The following is a 16,039-nucleotide window of genomic DNA, read 5'->3' on the forward strand; positions in this document are numbered from 1 at the left end:
AATTGAGAGTGGATTTATTATTACTCAACCATTAAATCGACTATACTTTCGACAGTGTGTGTTGACAGCTACTCAATTAATTATCTACGTCTCGCAAACTAATCCACGGCGCCTCTCACTTTTTATACGTCATCCTCGCGAAAGCGGGGATCCATGCAACAATCTAGGATTGTGCTAACTTTTAGGATGGATCCCCGCTTTCGCGAGGATGACAACTTGATAAAAGTAAGGAGCTCTCAGGATCAAGTCGCGGGAAGTCAGAATCGAAATTGCAAAAACTCATAGAGAACAATTAGAGAAACATTTTGAAGGTGATATACAATAATGACAAATTATCATGGTCAATGCAGTTGCGGAACAGTTAAATTTTTATGTACCGGTGACCCTATCTTTACTCAACACTGCCATTGTAATAAGTGTCGTGAAATTGCAGCAATGTCTCAAAATGCCAGCGATAAACCAGGTTACTCCTTTACAGCAGCTTATTTAACAGACAAATTCAGCATTCTTTCTGGTCAGGATAGTCTTGATGAACTCATAAGAGAAACTGCAAAATTATTGTTATGCTCCAATTGCAAAAGTCTTATTTACGGAATCTCTCTTGATCCAGCAAAACAAGGAGGCATTGGAATTAATGTAAATAATTTTGATTTTCATACAAACATCCCTGACTCATTTAAACCGGTCAGGCACATTTGGTATGCTAATCGTATTATCAATTTCAACGATAATCTGCCCAAATATAAAGATGCCCCCAAAGAGCAATTCGGCTCAGGAGAATTATATGAGTAGCCACAAAAATTTTGAACATCGATAAATGCTCACTGACTAGGCACTGAAATAGTGTGTTTCCCAGCATTTTAAAATGACGTGGTCAAGAAATTTTGTTCGTTCCAGTCACGCAAAGGCAAGCGCTTGGTACTTGATAATGGAATTACCGGAATATGCATTGTTTTATCTACAAAAGTATTTTATATAAAGTTTGAGTAAGCGAGAAATTTGTTCGTGAATTTCATATCAAGGAGAAGCAATTAGTACTTTTCAGGCCAGTTAATGCATTTTATAACATTTAGCTAACCTGAGCATTTTTAATAAAGTAACCCCACAACCAAATTTGACGCTCACCACTTAAGGTTCACTTTTGATGTCACGTATCAATTAGTGGTTAATTTATTTAAGAGTATAAGCTGACGTTTCAGTATCATATCCTGGATTGTCCTCTGAAGACATATTGTAGTCTCCATTTTTTGCATAGTATAGAGCCATATATCCTCCTACTAACCCTGCCATGGAACCAACAGCTCCTAAAAAACAAAATGCTAACTCATAAAAGCCTGATCCAACTTCACATCCATCCATGTAACCACCCCAACGCGGAGCATCACCTCCATAAGTCTTATAGCAATTTTTCCTAAATTCATTCGGTTCACTCATTAACCCTAATGTGTTAGGAAGCCAATTAAATAAAGTACCCATAATCTTTGAACTCCTTAATAGATTAATCCTTAGTATTACTTAGGTTCTGATGCATACAATCAGTTAACCCAGAACTCTATGAAAAACAAGCACTTACCGCGCTTATAAAAGTCACTGTGTCACAAATTAGCGCTGATTGAGCCATCAGCATATACTGAAAAAGTTGACTGGGCAACATTATTAACAGAGTGTTTCCAGAAGAGTTCAATAGAAGAGTATATCGTCAGAAACTTACGGAAATAAAAATGCTAATTATCTGAAAATTCATTAAGCACCCCATTATAAAAAATTTTATTGCTCACTGCGATATCCCCTGAATAGGGGTAATCAAAACTAAGCGCCAAAGCAAGGTTAAAACCCAAAAGAGCGGAAAAAAGCAACATAGGACTTAATTTAATTATACTGTCTTTACCTCTTATTACCCCCAGCATGAACGCTAAGAAAATTGAACCCCAGAATATGGAGTAACTTAAAGATTTAGGAATTATGCTGTCAATTTTATTTAGACGTTCTCGCCGAGACAATAAAACGTTATTAATATTATTCATAACCAGCCTGTAAAATAAGAATTCTTTGCTGGTAACAGGATTATAATTTTGTACTGCTAAATATAAATTATTCAAACTAGCCCAGGCTTCAGGATTTTCTTCTCCATGTCTCATGGCTGCCCATTCATCAATCCTTACCGCCACAGTATACTGACCTACAGCAGCCTTGATTTTTGCCTGTGTTTCAGGAGGAAAAACGCCAATATCCCGCATTATAATGGCGAGATAATCAGCTTCCTTAGATACCGCATTGCTCGCATCTTGCAGATAGTTCCACGTATTTATAATGATAAAAGCAAGTAAAACAAAAAATCCCCCCGTTAAGATACTCATTAAGGAATTTGATAATTGTCGATGAGTATTATCGTTCTCGTGGAAAAAAAAATAATCGGAAAAATAAGCGGATACATAAGAAATAACTACGAACAGAGCCATTACCAGGATAATTAATATTCCAAAGGGAATATGATTAATTAGCTCGCGAAACATAAGTTCTCCATTCAGCTAAGGTACTGATCCAAACCGATTTATTAACGATTAATTCAAAGTACTGTTTAATCAACTAATAATCAAGAAGTTGCCTTTTAAAAAAGCATTACCACTTTATAATGAAAAAAAATTATGAGGTGTAACTACTTTATGTTTTATGGTGAAGTTAAGCCCTATAGATGCTACATCATTTATAATTAATTTATTCGAAACCTTGCTGCACTATATCAATTGAATTAATCTCATGCGGTTATTCCCCATGTACTCTCTAGTTACTTATTCAAGCCCGCACCATATTTTATTAATTTCTTCAAATCCATAATTGACACAGGCCTGGAATAATAAAAACCTTGCATTTCATCACATCCCTCTTCAATCAGACAATCCAGTTGTTCCTTTGTTTCGACGCCCTCAGCAATTGTTTTAATATCAAGGCTTTTTGATAATGCAATAACTGCGCGAATGATACCCATATTTTCAAGGCTATGAGGTATGCCATCAACAAAGCTTTTATCAATTTTAACTGCTTCAGGTTTAAATACTTTTAAATATTCAAAAGAATTAAATCCTGTGCCAAAATCATCAATAGATAGTGTAATCTTTTCCTTTCTTAGTTTATTTAAAACTTTCATGCTGTAGGCATTGTCTTGTGCCAATTGATATTCAGTCAACTCGAGATCAATAAAGTATCCCGGAATATTAAGCTGCTTCAATATTTTTTTAACAAACGCAACAAAATCATATGAAGGACTAAGGTTATTAGCGGATATGTTGATTGATACCGGAAGGTTTAATTCAACCATAGGGAAATGATTAATTACTTCAAAAAAAACCCATTCATTAAGAGAAATAATCAGATTTGATCGCTCAGCGATGTTAACAAACTCTGAAGGAGCGATATCACCAAGTACAGGATCATGCCAACGAACAAGGGCTTCTACGCCAGTAATTTGGCCAGAGATAAGACTGATTTTAGGTTGATATAATACGTGTAACAGATTTTCAGCAATTGCAAATCGCAAGGCATTTTCAATTTCAATACTTCGCTTGATTGAGTTCGCTAATGACGTTGAATAAAATGCGCATGAACTACTTTCTTTATAATTTGCATAATTGCTTGCGATGTTTGCATTATGGATTAAGGCCAAAGCATCTATAGAATCATCTGGAAATATGCTGATCCCCAACCTGGGCGTTAGCAGTGCTCTAATACCCTGAACTTCAAATGCGTTGATAAAACTGTCTTGAATTACTTTAATAATCGAGTCTATTTGTAACTTATTAATGAGTTTCTTTGTCAGCAGGACAATTTTAGATTCAGAAAGTTTTGCCATGCAATTTATCGTTAATAAAAGTCGATCCTGTAAATAGAAAATTATTTTTTTAAATAGTTTTTTCCCCATTGTGCCGCTATAAGAGGCTGAAAACTCTTCTATTCCATGCATATAAATTACAACAATTGCATAAAAGTAATTTTTTTCTTTATCTATAGAATCTTTCACAGCAAGCTCAAATCCATATTGATTCAAAAGCCCTGTGGAATTATCGTGGCGTGAATAATAAGATAGCATCTTGTCTGAATTTATTTCTGCCATGACTGTTGAAAGTAAATAAGATATTTTATTATAGCTCTCATTTGTTAATGAACTAGACGCCTTATTCTTCTCTGAAAAAAATAAAATTTGACCGAGTAAGCCCTCCATATTTCTTATATTAATTGCAAGAACTGATTTATAATTGCAATTCGATGCTTTTCTTAAAAGATCATATTTTGATTCTGGCGAAATATCAGTAATAAATACAATGTTATCTTGCGTCGATAAATAACCATTAAAATCAGATTTAGTCTTGACCTTCATATTATGGCTTTCTTTATAGATTTTACTATTTTGATTGTTATTTTTAGCCCATGTATTGGTACAATAGATATAAGATTTCTTTTCATCAACACACCATAATTCACTGTAATCCCAATCAAAAGAAGTCGAGATGATTTTTAACATGGAATCAAAAAACAGATTATTATTTTTTTCTTGAGTATGAGCTTCCAGGATCTGCTCGTAAATAAAAAGATTTTTTTTGGAGAGGATGTAATCTGTTGTATCAGTAGCAATGCCCATAATTGATTTAGCATGTCCTAAATTATCCTTTATTAAAATGACCTTATCAGTGATGTGGCATAACGATAAATCATCATAAAGCAAACGATACTCAAGGGCGATTTCCTCTTCACCAGATTTAACAAAATTACGAAGCGCTTTTTTAACAAGCGCTCTATCTTCCGGGTGAATGGTGTTAAACCAGGTGGCTATGTTATTTTTAACCTCGCTTCCAGGGAGTCTCCATAAATTTTCTATAGCTTGATTCACATTGAGCATTGTTTTTAAATCGATAGACAGTTCATAAAAAACACTGTGAGATTGATCAGCATAATTACTAAGAGAGGGGTTTAAAGATTTTAAAAGGGTTTGATACGCTGTTATCTTTTCAATAAATTGTTCTTTTTCTAGTAATAAGTCAGCAAGTAGTGTACCCGTTATTTTATCCATTTAAGCGAACGCCTTATTTAAAAATAAGAAAATATTTATCCTTGTAATTAACTGGGCACTTACTTTATTCAATTGTAGTACATTTTGAGGCTTTAATATAAAACACTCTCCCTTCCACCCCCAACCCACGGCAGTTCATAGAACAACAGACTGGCTGTATTTAAAGAGAATTATCCGGCATTACCCCCTTTGCATACTTGATTGTACTTCAGGCATTTAAAGACTAAATGGTTAACAATACATTAAAGGTCTATAGTTATATAGATCGGGTTGAATATATTTTGACCACACCCAGGGATTCAATGTTCTTGCAAAGGTACTAAATCTGTATTTAATCCTTAAGTTACTAACAGGGAGTTTACTATGAAGTACGTTATAGCCTGGTTACTTGGAGTATCAATACCACTAAATACGCTGTATATCATCCTAAAATGATAAATGGGCAAGGGGTTGCGCTAAATGGTTAAGAATCCTGGCCACCTGAAAAAAGGTAATATCATTGTCAATCAGCCAATTGGGGAAGAGAACTCTAACCAATTAGCATCGACTGGTTGGCTTCTATTGGTGTTATTTTTTGTTGGGGCAATCTCTAGCCGTATTGTTGCCTGTTATGGTATTCGGTGTAACAGAGAGTGCCGGGTGAATCAAACCGACCAATTATAAAATGTGCATTTCCTGAACATTCCTGAATTGACAGGAGATGTTTTAGTTACAAGGAGTACCGATGAAAAAGAAAAACCAACCCTATCGACGTTTATGGCGTTCCCGCAAAGATCGTAAAATCGCAGGGGTCTGTGGCGGGCTGGCTGATTACTTAAAAGTTGATCCATTTTGGATTAGATTTGCTTTTGTTTTATTTCTACTTGCAGGTGGAGCAGCGTTTTTGGTTTATGTTATTATGTGGCTTCTTATTCCTCTAGAGCCTACATAAAAAAAACCGAGCTAAAATTATAATCAATTCCAATGAGATGCGGTGTAGAATGACAAACGTCTTAAATTATCAGATCGTACAATCATACGGCAAAAAAACATGGTCTGACCTTAGGCATTACAGGCATTTGGCTGCTTTATAAGCTGGTGCATTACTAGAAAAAACAGAATGTTAACCAAGTCACCATCACTCGATAAATAACATCCTTTAATATAGAATACTTGGTACAGTACTATATTTGTACTTTTACCTCTGGTGTTAAACCCTCTTGCATTTTCTTATCCTCTCCTTCATTTGAGGGTGTAGTAAAGTCAAGAATATCTTCTTCAGTACCTTCCATCACTTTTTCCATATCTACTTTAGATGGTGGTTGCGTGGTGGCAAACATACGATTTCTGTTTGATACTTGATAATCAAAAGTAAGTTTCGAGACAGGTATTTTAGGAATAATGGTGTCATCTACATGTATTCTGTGAGCATCAATACACGCCATAACAGTATGATACGCCATATTAAAATCAGGATTGCCTTGATGCCAATTGGGATGACCGTATTCATTGTTTTCTGGAATAACTCGTTTTTGAAAATTACAGGCTATTTGATGAATGTCATCATGAGTTAAATCCACAGGAACATCAGGATTTAAATTAACAATGGCCAGATCTGTTTTAGAACTCAATCCCATTCCGTTTTTGCGCACTACGATGAATAAATCAGGTTTATCAGGAATTTTAATGATTTCACTCCAAAAACCTGAATGAGAAGAAGGTAGAGTATCTAATACGTGATTCATTCTTCCCATGAACTGACTCATATCATGTTTGCCATTCCATCCATTGTCAGGTGTTCTTGGTGTGGGGGTATAGCTTGCCTCTTCAAAATCAATACTAATATCCTTTTGTTGAAGCTTCTCTTGAAATAGAGAACACACTACACTATCGCCACAATTAATTTGATTTTTTAAATTTTCAATATAAGAGACTAACAATCGTTGTTGAGCATGGGGATGCAAATGAAGTTCATTATATCGTGTTCCCAGTGGTTCTTGTTGAAGATTTTCTATGGCCATTTTGGTTAGAACTTCCATAGCCACTTTATGGTCCTTGTGCTCGCTATCAAAAATATTATGAATTCGTTGAGCATAATAAGTCTGGTCTTGCGCATGAGCACGTCTGAATACAGGCTTTGCAAGTAAATCTCCACTTTCATCACCTGATAAGGCATACCATCCACCACTGGAGGTTAACGCACTCATCGCCATTTTTTCACGCATTTTATACTCTACTTCCTTAATTGTATTCGTGTTTCCACTAAGGACTTCATTTTGAATGTCTTTAATGAATGAGTATAAATAGATTGATTGAATCGCTTCATCTCGTTCTTTTTTACTTTTATGCACAAAATCCAATTCATAGGCATGATGGAGCTCTGGAGATTCTGATAAACGTTTGTGTGCCATTTCTTCCAAAATCTTCATGGCTAAGGAGTCATGATCATGGTTTCCAGAAAAAGAAATGCAACCTCCCTTTGCTCCAACACGCAATTCGCCGTTCTTTTTTTGGAAGATTACTTGCGCTTTGAGTCCCTCTTCATCTTTACACCATGCGGGTAGTCCACCATATCTATCCCTTTGGGCATAATAAGTACCCCTGGTAATATGTGTTGGCCCTAGATCACTATCAAGTTGTACTTCTTTAACGACTTGTTCCAGAGTCTTGTCAGGGTCGTCAAAAAGCAATTCATCAAGAATTATTGGTCGTGGTTTATTATTATTTTTGGCAGTTTCATAAATTATTTCATATATTTTCTGGCGAACCATAGGATGAACATAAGCAACGGCATCAACCCGTACCCCTTCAAAACCATATTCAACCATGTACTTTTCAATATAGGGGCGCCAAAATTTCTCTATAATTTCGTCTCTTATTTTAGGATCACTATAATCAAATGCTATGGCATCTTTAAAGTCTTTATGTACTTCTTTTTGAAACCATTCGGGATGTTCCAATCTATGTCTTGAATCACTTGCAACATGATTCAATACTAAATCAAACATGGGCACTAAACCATTTTTGCGGGCAGCATCGGTAAGTTGTTGCAATGATTTTTTATCTATTTCCTGTTTGTCTTTAAGAGGGAGCTCAGAACTCGCATCACTAACAAACGGACTGATCAGGTCAGTATCGGTCATCGCATACAGACTTCGTGATACCAGATTGAACGCTCTTACTCCATTTGTTTTATCACGCTTTCTTAAATCTTTTACATCTCCTGTCGCCTGGATTGGGTTTAGCCAAACTGCATTAAAGCCCATTTTATGTAATTTGGACATATATTCGGTCATTGAACTGATAGTACCAAATTGAGTGGGAAACATATTGTAACAACGCAGAATACCATTCCCATTGAGAACAGGATTTTCTGCTTTAACTTCCCTTTGAGATAAATCCAGTTTGTCATTTGCCATAGTATAATCAGCCATAAATGTTCATTACATGTATAAATATAGACCACCACCTCGATTTTGTTAAAATTTAGGTGAAAATAACTCCTTTTTAATCATTCTGTTTAAATAAAATAAATTACATGTGGATGTTTGGAGTTGATGAGATCATTATTTTTCATGTCTAGATGACAATAACTCATTTTTTTGTGTTAAAATAGCCCTTCATGAATCAATATTGACCTATTTTAGATTGCTCAAATTGTATGTATTGAGTAAGTGGTTTCAGTGCTGAGTTGTATCAAAATTTAGATTTTCTGGAGGATATATGGGGTCTTTTACCAACTGGTTGAGATCAACAGAGGCAGAGTTGGATGTTTTAAGAGACATTGAGAACAAAATACAAGCAGAAGAACACGTTGAGGCGCGATCCTTATTGGAAAAACTTGATTTGACCACGCTGATTAAATACACCGAGTTAAGCCAGACCATTCAAAATTTTTGTAGTAATTTAAGTCAAAGCTCTATATGGATTTCGCGGATGGATGAGTTTAAAAAAGGGGATTTTTCTTTACAGCTTTATCAGCCAATCACCCCGTGTCAGTTGATTAAAGGCATTTATTTTTTCTGGCAAGCAATGGAATGTCGCGCTGCAGCTAATGCTCGCTTTCAAGATGATGAATTGGAGTTTCTTAAAAAAAGTGCCGAGTTTCATTGTTTTTATGCTTATAACTCCCTCTCTACCTGGGCTTTTGAGCAATACAAAACACATCCAGAAGTCTCTGCATTAGTCGCTTTATCCTATGCAAAAGAGGCAAGTCAATACCATTGGACTCCAGGATATCTATTGCTTTATAAAACCTATTATAATTTAGCTGCTTCAAATGAAAACTGTTCGTATCTTTATAATCCAGCATTAGAAGCATTGCTCATTGCTAAAAAACTATCGGACCACTCCAACTCCATATCCGCTATAAATAATGCCTACTTTGGAAAAGGGATAGTCGAAGGAAATAAATCTCAATTCACGTCCTGGGATAGGGCAGTAGAGAAGGTTCTGTCCAACAGTAAAATAAACGTTTTTATTATCAATACTATACACCACAGCGCAATGGATAAAGCTAAAGAGATATTGGTACAAGAAGAACAAATAATAAGCGATGTGATAGACACTTCCCGAACTCCAATGCTAGACATACGAGCATTTTAAAGGGTTATTTGAAAGAAAAAGTGATAAAATACTTCACAGTATGAGTGGCAATAAAATTTGATAAAAATCAATTTCATTGCGTGTTGCACAATCGAAACCTATTAAAGGCTTTATTTTTATGAGTTATCATTTTTTGGTCGATGGGAACGGAATAATTTGTTGTTATGACATGTATCCCACTCAGTTTGGTACTATCAATGAAATGACCAAATATCTTTATACTCTAAAAGAATTAGGTTTTAATGCAGTTTGGTTGAATCCATTGCAAGCTTGCGGCGATATAAACGATTTTTTTAAATCAGATAAAAATAATGGCGTAACAAGATACAATGAGGTCACTCGAAGTATTTATGCTATGAGTGATCCTGACACAATTAACCCTTTGTTTAACGTGAGGACTTCAGCAGATTCTGCAGAGAAAGTTCAACAATTAAATAAAAAAGCATTGCAATTATTTACTCAAACAGCAAGAACTCTTGATATCGTTCCAATGTTCGATTTGGTATTGAATCATATGGCTATCGATGCTCGCCTATGTCAGGATAAACCTCATTGGTTCAAAGGGATTCATGAAGACTTTAAAGATGTAAGAGGTTTTAATTATGATGATGAAACGATAAGAAAAGAAATTATCCGCGAATTTTGGCACCCTTATATCCGTAAATACATGCTGGATTATGGTTTTGATGGAGTACGAGTGGACGCCGTTGGCTACGTACATTCAGAAGTACGAGGTGCACTGTACGAATACATTAACGCCCTCGCCCTTGAACATGGAAAACCAACCCCTGTCATTATTGATGAAGCTTTATTTGCTAAAAGACCATTAGAGGCGGAAGCCGAATACTTAAAACTTCCCACCGTAGGTCCCACCCATATTACTACAGAAATGTATAGTGCACAGTGTAATCCAGACGGTAGCTTACCAAAAGAGCTATTAAAAGAAGAACAGTTAAAAGCACAGGTCGTTTTTAACAGAAAGGACGGTTCATTACGAGAACATGTAAAAGGTGGTTGTATTAATTTTTCTGGTAATCATGATTACCGTTCATTAGCAATGACCGTTTTATTGCAAATGGCCAAACAACGATTCCTCCAGGATCCTTTGCATCATGAATTTATTGATGCCTTTCTTCAGAACATTGAAGTAACAGACGGCCAGTTAGAGCATAACTTTCCCCTGAAAGGTTCCCTAAAAACAACAATACTTTATTCTTATGCCAATGACCTAATACAGGAATTAGATACCAACAAAAGTACTCAAGAGGAATTTGAACGTCTATTGAATGAAAAGATGGCTCTATGCGCACTCACGGGAAGTGGCGGATGGTTTATATTATCTGGTGATGAAACCAGTGATATATATGCTAAAACAGTGTTTCAAAGAAAAGGCGCTGTAGATAAATCTTATTATCCTCAACGTGAACATCGTGTTTTTACAACAGATCCTGATAGTGCCAATAAAGTTCTGGAAATTATGGCCAATGAGAGTTTTATTGAAGAACACTGTGAAGATAAAACGTTATTAAAGCTCTACCATGATTTAAACAAATTTCCAGAGTTACAAAAGCGTTTTATCTGTTCTCATTTAGATAATGTGAAAAATCAAATTAATGCTGGCATACCTCATATATTGGAACGATTTCAAAAATTGCTTTCTGAATACGGGATTAAAACTAACAGCGAATCTGATGATTTTATTCCAAAATTGAGAACACCCCAAAATGGATGGTTGGGATTACACAACAATTTTGCGTTTATAAAACAGATTAATTCAATACTGACCAAACTACCTGTTACACAGGTTGGTTTTACCAGTGAATGTATCAGATTATCTGACAAGCCTGAGCTGGTTGTGGTAATTCGAAAAAATGGTGAATCTGTTGATGCTCCACTAGACATTGTGATTGTTAATGTTAAACCAGAACAAGTAACAGTCACCAGGAATGACTTGGAACAGATTGCCAAATTATATTGTGACTTGTGTGGTTTCTCAAAATCAGACGATGAACAAAAGAATTCCTGGCAACGAGTTTATAAACGTATTTTGGAGTGTTCCGCACAGAATAGAGTTCATGTAGACAATACAATTCAACTGGAATGGTCAAAATCGTTTACCTTTGGATCAGCAGATATTAAGACATTTTATAAAAAACAATCCGATACCAACTCCACACCAGAAAAAACATTCTCAAATTACTTAGTATTTCAATGAAAGTCTGAATATTGGATGGCTTCCTTGAAGTAAAATCAATTAAAACGTTGAGCAAATGACACCGCGTCAACCTGGCTCAAGCATTTTGCTCAAGTTGATTTGTTTATCGAGAAGATAGAAATTGTAGCCCGTATTAGCGAAGCGTAATACGGGCTTGATGTGGCAACATACGCCATTATTTCCCGTATTACGGCTGCACCTAATACGGGCTACAAAAGATTAAGTACGCATCATTAGGTTAAAAGCAGTTTCCAATTTTTGGCCCTATATGATGTAAACACTAAATACAGTATTAATTTTTTAGATGCTTATCATAATTAGTAAAAGCTTGTTTCACCGCGTCGAGACAATTGAGTATTTTCGGCTGACCCACGTAAAGCGTCAAAAGCACCAACATCTCTATAATTTCTGCTTTACTGACCCCTTGCAGTAAACAATTTTCTGTATGCAAAGCGACCTCAAATTGAACTGTATTGTCAGTAATGATAGAGGCTAAAACCATCAATTCTTTCTCGCGCATACTAAGCGATGATGTTTTATTTTGCCAAATCTCATGCATTCCCTGACGAACAATAACATCGGCTAAGTCTGGAGAAAAATCTTCAATTTGTTTCAGCAAATCCAGTGCTTTAGGCAGATAACGTGACTTAATTGAGTCAACACCAATTTCATAATCCTTTTTAATATCATCATCCTTCAAAATGAGTATCCTTCTTACATTGTTAAAATAAATGTTTGTATTATCAATATAATGCACAAAACCATAAAAGTCTTTACAGAGATTAAAAAATTGGATTTTAACTAAAAACACAGTTCTTATCAGGACTTTCGAAAAACCCCAAGTTCAAGACAACAGGAATTTATAACGAATTGATTGGGCTTTTTTCGGAAGTCCTGTTGAGGCACAAAGCTTTGTTTATAATGTATTTACAAAAGCCTCTACGCGGGAAAAATGGTCTTGCCAAGTCGGGATACGGAAGCCTTCCATTCGTTGTAATTGTGCATTTCTAGGAGCGCTGTTTTCTTGAGTATACTGTTCTATACATTTCATCCATCCCAAACCATCCAGAGGATCCAGATATTCAGGGATGTCACCAGCTATTTCCCGAAAAACTGCTAAATCGCTGGCGATAACAGGTACCTTAAGACTCAAAGCTTCAATGAGAGGTAGCCCATAACCCTCTATAAAAGAAGGAAAAAGTAATGCTCGGGCATGTTGTAAATAGTTGATCATCTCGTCATCAGTACAAGAAAACTCGATTACTTTATCTCGTAACTCCTCGCAGCGATCCAGCATAGCCAGTGCATATTCATCTGTAGCGCTGCGTTTCCCGATTATAACCAATGTAGGTACCTTATCTCCGTACCGATTAACCATCTTGCGCCAAATCTGCAAGAGCAACAAATGATTTTTTCTCGCTCCTATGGTACTCACCGTAATAAAGTAAGTACCTTTAATCCGAGGTAGGGCTTTGTGATTTGCAGCAGGTATACCGGGAGCTAAAGTGGATGTCAGGGTTGGAGGACACAATACTCCAATCTTTGCGACATAACGCATTAAGCTTTCTCGGGTAGTCTCTGAAACCGTGATTATGCCTTTGGCGTGCTCCAGAATAGTTGATAATCCAGTGGAAAATTTCAAGGTGTGGTGCGCTGTACAATATTCAGGATTTACAATAGGGATGAGATCGTGAACTACAGCAATAATGTTTATTTTTTTATTATTCAAAGCTTGAATATAACGAGGATTTTTAAATCCCCCTTGATCTACTTTCAATAAATAATATTCTGCATCAGGTGAAGTATGGCGAGAAAATAAAATCCCTTTAAGAATCAGCTTCATAATCAGTTTAAATAAGCGAGGATCCCAGGCAAGAAGCAAGTTCACTATTTCTTTAGATTTATCTTGCGAGAGAATAAAAACCCATTTTCCACCACGAATCAAAACCTGCATGGAGTCTTTATAATGGTTTAAATAGGCTAGAGTAACCCTTGGAACACCATGAGGAGGCCTTTTATGTCTTAGTTCATTTACCAAACTAGAAATATCTATCAAAACACGTTTCAAAACTTAAATACCTAAACCATTATAAGGACGCATTCTAGTGCTGATGGTACAGAGTATCAATAAATTTCATATTTTGATTAAATAAAACCGGAAAATCAAAAACCAAGAGGAACCTAATAAGTGTCCCTCAATAACCCCCTGGTAGCCCGTATCAGCGAAGCGTAATACGGGATCGAAGCGGCCAAAAAACACCATTATTTCCCGTATTACGCTTCGCTAATACGGGCTACGTAGATACACATTAACTTAATGGCGGAGACGCTTAGTGTTTCAGGTAACAATTGAGTTGTTAGAACAGCGTATATACTCTAATCTACACTATTAATTGAGTGAGTAGAAAAAAACAAATAGATGAACAAACGGATTTGGCAACCAATTAGTGCCATTTGGGTATTGATTACTTATACATTGCTTTTTTATCTGGTATTTAATGATAAATTCAAGCTGGATTTCACCACATTTTATTCATCCATACAGGCATTGATGCATGATGATAATCCTTATGCGACACTAGTAGCTGATTATTTACCCATACCCAGGAAGTTATCTGGTAATTTATGTCCGCCTGTCTTTCTGGTATTAACGTACCCCTTAGGTCTTCTAAACTATCACACTGCCCTGCTATGTTGGTTTCTTATTTCCTTCATTTCCGGATTAATTGGAGCCGGCATTACGTTCTCTCTCGCATTTTCAAAAGACAGCTTGCATCAGTATGGCTTGATCCTGGTGCTTCTTTATATGATGCTGTTCTCAACCATCATGAATCTCGTGATTGGGCAAATCGGATCGATTTTATTTTTGTTTATCATGTTGGGCTACTATTATTACCTGCGAGAACGTGATTATTTGGCAGGAATATTATGGGCACTTATAATTTCAATTAAGTTTTTTCCAGGATTATTGTTTTTTTATGTGCTTGCTGAGCGTCGTTTTAAATTATTTTTCACGATGCTCTTTATTTGTTTATGTTGCTGGGCTATTCCACTGTATCTTTGTGGTCCGCAAATTTACCAACATTATTATAATTTAATGAGTAATGTTACCTGGTATGCAGACAGCTGGAATGCAAGTATTTATGGGTTTTTATTCCGACTTTTTACTTTTAATTTTAATGTCCCTCATGAGCTGCGACTTAAGATCAGCTTAATTTATTTGATAGTATTTACTATCGCCTTCGGTTTTTATTATCACTTCTTACGCAAAATTACCAATGATAGTACTAATCACCCGGTGGACCATTATCGATTCTGTCTCACTCTAGTGTTCATGCTATTACTCAGTCCCTTCGGCTGGATATATTATTTCTCTTTATTAATCCTGCCTTTGCTACTGTGTTGGTCCAAAGAAGTGCAAAAACTGAACGCCCCAACACGTACTTTAGGATTTTGGTTGCTCTGTTTATTTTTGCTCAACTTTCCCTTTGATTATGTAAAATTTGGCTACATGCCTAATTTTTTAACTCGAACCACCATTTATTCTTTTCATTTTTATGGATTATTATCGCTTGCGTATCTGATTATCAAAGAAAAAGCATTGCCGGGACAGAATGAACTGATTGCCCCCCCCCTATTGACCTCATTAATCATCATTCTCATGCTTGGTTCGGCTATTCCCTTGGTAAGTTTTATTGTTACGCTTATTTACTACTGAGCTGCTAGTTTGGATACTATTTTTGAAGACACAGCCTTTTATTTCTTTTGATGTTTGCATATCACTTGGAACCGACTATACTTAGATTGGTTATTTTTTGCACATGCAATTTAAGAAATCACCAAGGAGATCCTTATGAAGATCAAATCAACAGCAGCTGGATTACTCTTTACTGCTGCCATGGTTTTTGCAGCAGGTCCATTACAAGCAGAATGTATTAATCCAGAACCAGGATGGCATATGGTTTCTAAACATTGTAACATCAAAAATGCCGATAACTGGCAAGAATATACCAGCGGAGTATATCTTCAACCAGTCCCTGGAGCTCTTCTAAAATAGCTTCAAGATAAAATAACATGCAAACTAGCCAATGGGGTCTCACTAAGTATGATCCCATTGAAAATTTACTGTATAATCCACCACAATTCAAATAGATAAAGCCAATTAAACCATCAGATAT

General features: G+C 35.9%; 13 protein-coding genes. 7 read left to right on the forward strand and 6 right to left on the reverse strand.

Annotated features, from left to right (window positions below):
- Positions 1–324 precede the first annotated feature (324 nt).
- Positions 325–792, forward strand: a complete 468-nt coding sequence (locus IZU94_RS06880) for a GFA family protein (RefSeq protein ID WP_203109258.1) — start codon at positions 325–327, stop codon at positions 790–792.
- A 378-nt stretch (positions 793–1,170) separates the two neighbouring features.
- On the opposite strand, the gene IZU94_RS06885 is transcribed toward IZU94_RS06880, so the two are convergent.
- From IZU94_RS06885 to IZU94_RS06895, 3 genes are all read right to left on the reverse strand, one after another.
- Complete coding sequence (locus tag IZU94_RS06885) at positions 1,171–1,476, reverse strand: hypothetical protein (protein WP_203109259.1); 306 nt, start codon at positions 1,474–1,476, stop codon at positions 1,171–1,173.
- A gap of 248 nt (positions 1,477–1,724) precedes the next feature.
- Positions 1,725–2,513 (reverse strand): bestrophin-like domain, encoded by a 789-nt coding sequence (locus IZU94_RS06890; protein WP_203109260.1) that lies wholly within the window; start codon positions 2,511–2,513, stop codon positions 1,725–1,727.
- A 272-nt stretch (positions 2,514–2,785) separates the two neighbouring features.
- Positions 2,786–5,062 (reverse strand): EAL domain-containing protein, encoded by a 2,277-nt coding sequence (locus tag IZU94_RS06895; RefSeq protein ID WP_203109261.1) that lies wholly within the window; start codon positions 5,060–5,062, stop codon positions 2,786–2,788.
- A 459-nt stretch (positions 5,063–5,521) separates the two neighbouring features.
- Between IZU94_RS06895 and IZU94_RS06900 the strand changes: the two genes are divergently transcribed.
- Entirely contained in the window at positions 5,522–5,725 is a 204-nt protein-coding gene (locus tag IZU94_RS06900; RefSeq protein WP_203109262.1) for a hypothetical protein, read from the forward strand.
- Between the two features lie 61 nt (positions 5,726–5,786).
- Positions 5,787–5,993, forward strand: coding sequence for a PspC domain-containing protein (locus IZU94_RS06905; RefSeq protein WP_203109264.1), 207 nt, complete (start codon positions 5,787–5,789; stop codon positions 5,991–5,993).
- A gap of 232 nt (positions 5,994–6,225) precedes the next feature.
- Here IZU94_RS06905 and IZU94_RS06910 read toward each other — a convergent pair whose 3' ends face one another.
- Complete coding sequence (locus IZU94_RS06910) at positions 6,226–8,475, reverse strand: alpha-amylase family protein (protein WP_238400360.1); 2,250 nt, start codon at positions 8,473–8,475, stop codon at positions 6,226–6,228.
- A gap of 289 nt (positions 8,476–8,764) precedes the next feature.
- Here IZU94_RS06910 and IZU94_RS06915 point away from each other — a divergent pair, with 289 nt between their 5' ends.
- Together IZU94_RS06915 and IZU94_RS06920 are read left to right on the forward strand one after the other, a co-directional pair.
- Positions 8,765–9,646: a DUF5630 domain-containing protein gene (locus IZU94_RS06915; protein ID WP_203109266.1), complete on the forward strand. Its 882-nt coding sequence runs from the start codon at positions 8,765–8,767 to the stop codon at positions 9,644–9,646.
- 118 nt (positions 9,647–9,764) lie between these two features.
- Complete coding sequence (locus tag IZU94_RS06920) at positions 9,765–11,861, forward strand: alpha-amylase family protein (protein WP_203109268.1); 2,097 nt, start codon at positions 9,765–9,767, stop codon at positions 11,859–11,861.
- A 292-nt stretch (positions 11,862–12,153) separates the two neighbouring features.
- Here IZU94_RS06920 and IZU94_RS18420 read toward each other — a convergent pair whose 3' ends face one another.
- Entirely contained in the window at positions 12,154–12,672 is a 519-nt protein-coding gene (locus tag IZU94_RS18420; RefSeq protein WP_203109270.1) for a carboxymuconolactone decarboxylase family protein, read from the reverse strand.
- A gap of 105 nt (positions 12,673–12,777) precedes the next feature.
- The gene (locus tag IZU94_RS06930; protein WP_238400688.1) at positions 12,778–13,917 is read right to left on the reverse strand and encodes a glycosyltransferase family 4 protein; all 1,140 of its coding nucleotides are present in this window, start codon (positions 13,915–13,917) and stop codon (positions 12,778–12,780) included.
- 363 nt (positions 13,918–14,280) lie between these two features.
- Between IZU94_RS06930 and IZU94_RS06935 the strand changes: the two genes are divergently transcribed.
- Complete coding sequence (locus IZU94_RS06935) at positions 14,281–15,579, forward strand: glycosyltransferase family 87 protein (RefSeq protein WP_203109274.1); 1,299 nt, start codon at positions 14,281–14,283, stop codon at positions 15,577–15,579.
- 135 nt (positions 15,580–15,714) lie between these two features.
- Positions 15,715–15,918 carry a hypothetical protein gene (locus IZU94_RS06940; protein WP_203109276.1) on the forward strand — a complete coding sequence of 68 codons (204 nt, stop codon included), beginning with the start codon at positions 15,715–15,717 and terminating at the stop codon, positions 15,916–15,918.
- The last annotated feature ends 121 nt before the right edge of the window (positions 15,919–16,039 follow it).

The organism is Legionella bononiensis (assembly GCF_016786215.1).
Lineage (GTDB): Bacteria > Pseudomonadota > Gammaproteobacteria > Legionellales > Legionellaceae > Legionella > Legionella bononiensis.

What these genes read in the sequence shown, in the direction of transcription:
- IZU94_RS06905 (WP_203109264.1), top strand. Translation starts at nt 5,787, where the DNA reads ATGAAAAAGAAAAACCAACCCTATCGACGTTTATGGCGTTCCCGCAAA.
- IZU94_RS06920 (WP_203109268.1), top strand. Translation starts at nt 9,765, where the DNA reads ATGAGTTATCATTTTTTGGTCGATGGGAACGGAATAATTTGTTGTTAT.
- IZU94_RS06890 (WP_203109260.1), bottom strand. Translation starts at nt 2,513, where the DNA reads ATGTTTCGCGAGCTAATTAATCATATTCCCTTTGGAATATTAATTATC.
- IZU94_RS06880 (WP_203109258.1), top strand. Translation starts at nt 325, where the DNA reads ATGACAAATTATCATGGTCAATGCAGTTGCGGAACAGTTAAATTTTTA.
- IZU94_RS06910 (WP_238400360.1), bottom strand. Translation starts at nt 8,475, where the DNA reads ATGGCTGATTATACTATGGCAAATGACAAACTGGATTTATCTCAAAGG.
- IZU94_RS06940 (WP_203109276.1), top strand. Translation starts at nt 15,715, where the DNA reads ATGAAGATCAAATCAACAGCAGCTGGATTACTCTTTACTGCTGCCATG.
- IZU94_RS06885 (WP_203109259.1), bottom strand. Translation starts at nt 1,476, where the DNA reads ATGGGTACTTTATTTAATTGGCTTCCTAACACATTAGGGTTAATGAGT.
- IZU94_RS06915 (WP_203109266.1), top strand. Translation starts at nt 8,765, where the DNA reads ATGGGGTCTTTTACCAACTGGTTGAGATCAACAGAGGCAGAGTTGGAT.
- IZU94_RS06895 (WP_203109261.1), bottom strand. Translation starts at nt 5,062, where the DNA reads ATGGATAAAATAACGGGTACACTACTTGCTGACTTATTACTAGAAAAA.
- IZU94_RS06900 (WP_203109262.1), top strand. Translation starts at nt 5,522, where the DNA reads ATGGTTAAGAATCCTGGCCACCTGAAAAAAGGTAATATCATTGTCAAT.
- IZU94_RS06935 (WP_203109274.1), top strand. Translation starts at nt 14,281, where the DNA reads ATGAACAAACGGATTTGGCAACCAATTAGTGCCATTTGGGTATTGATT.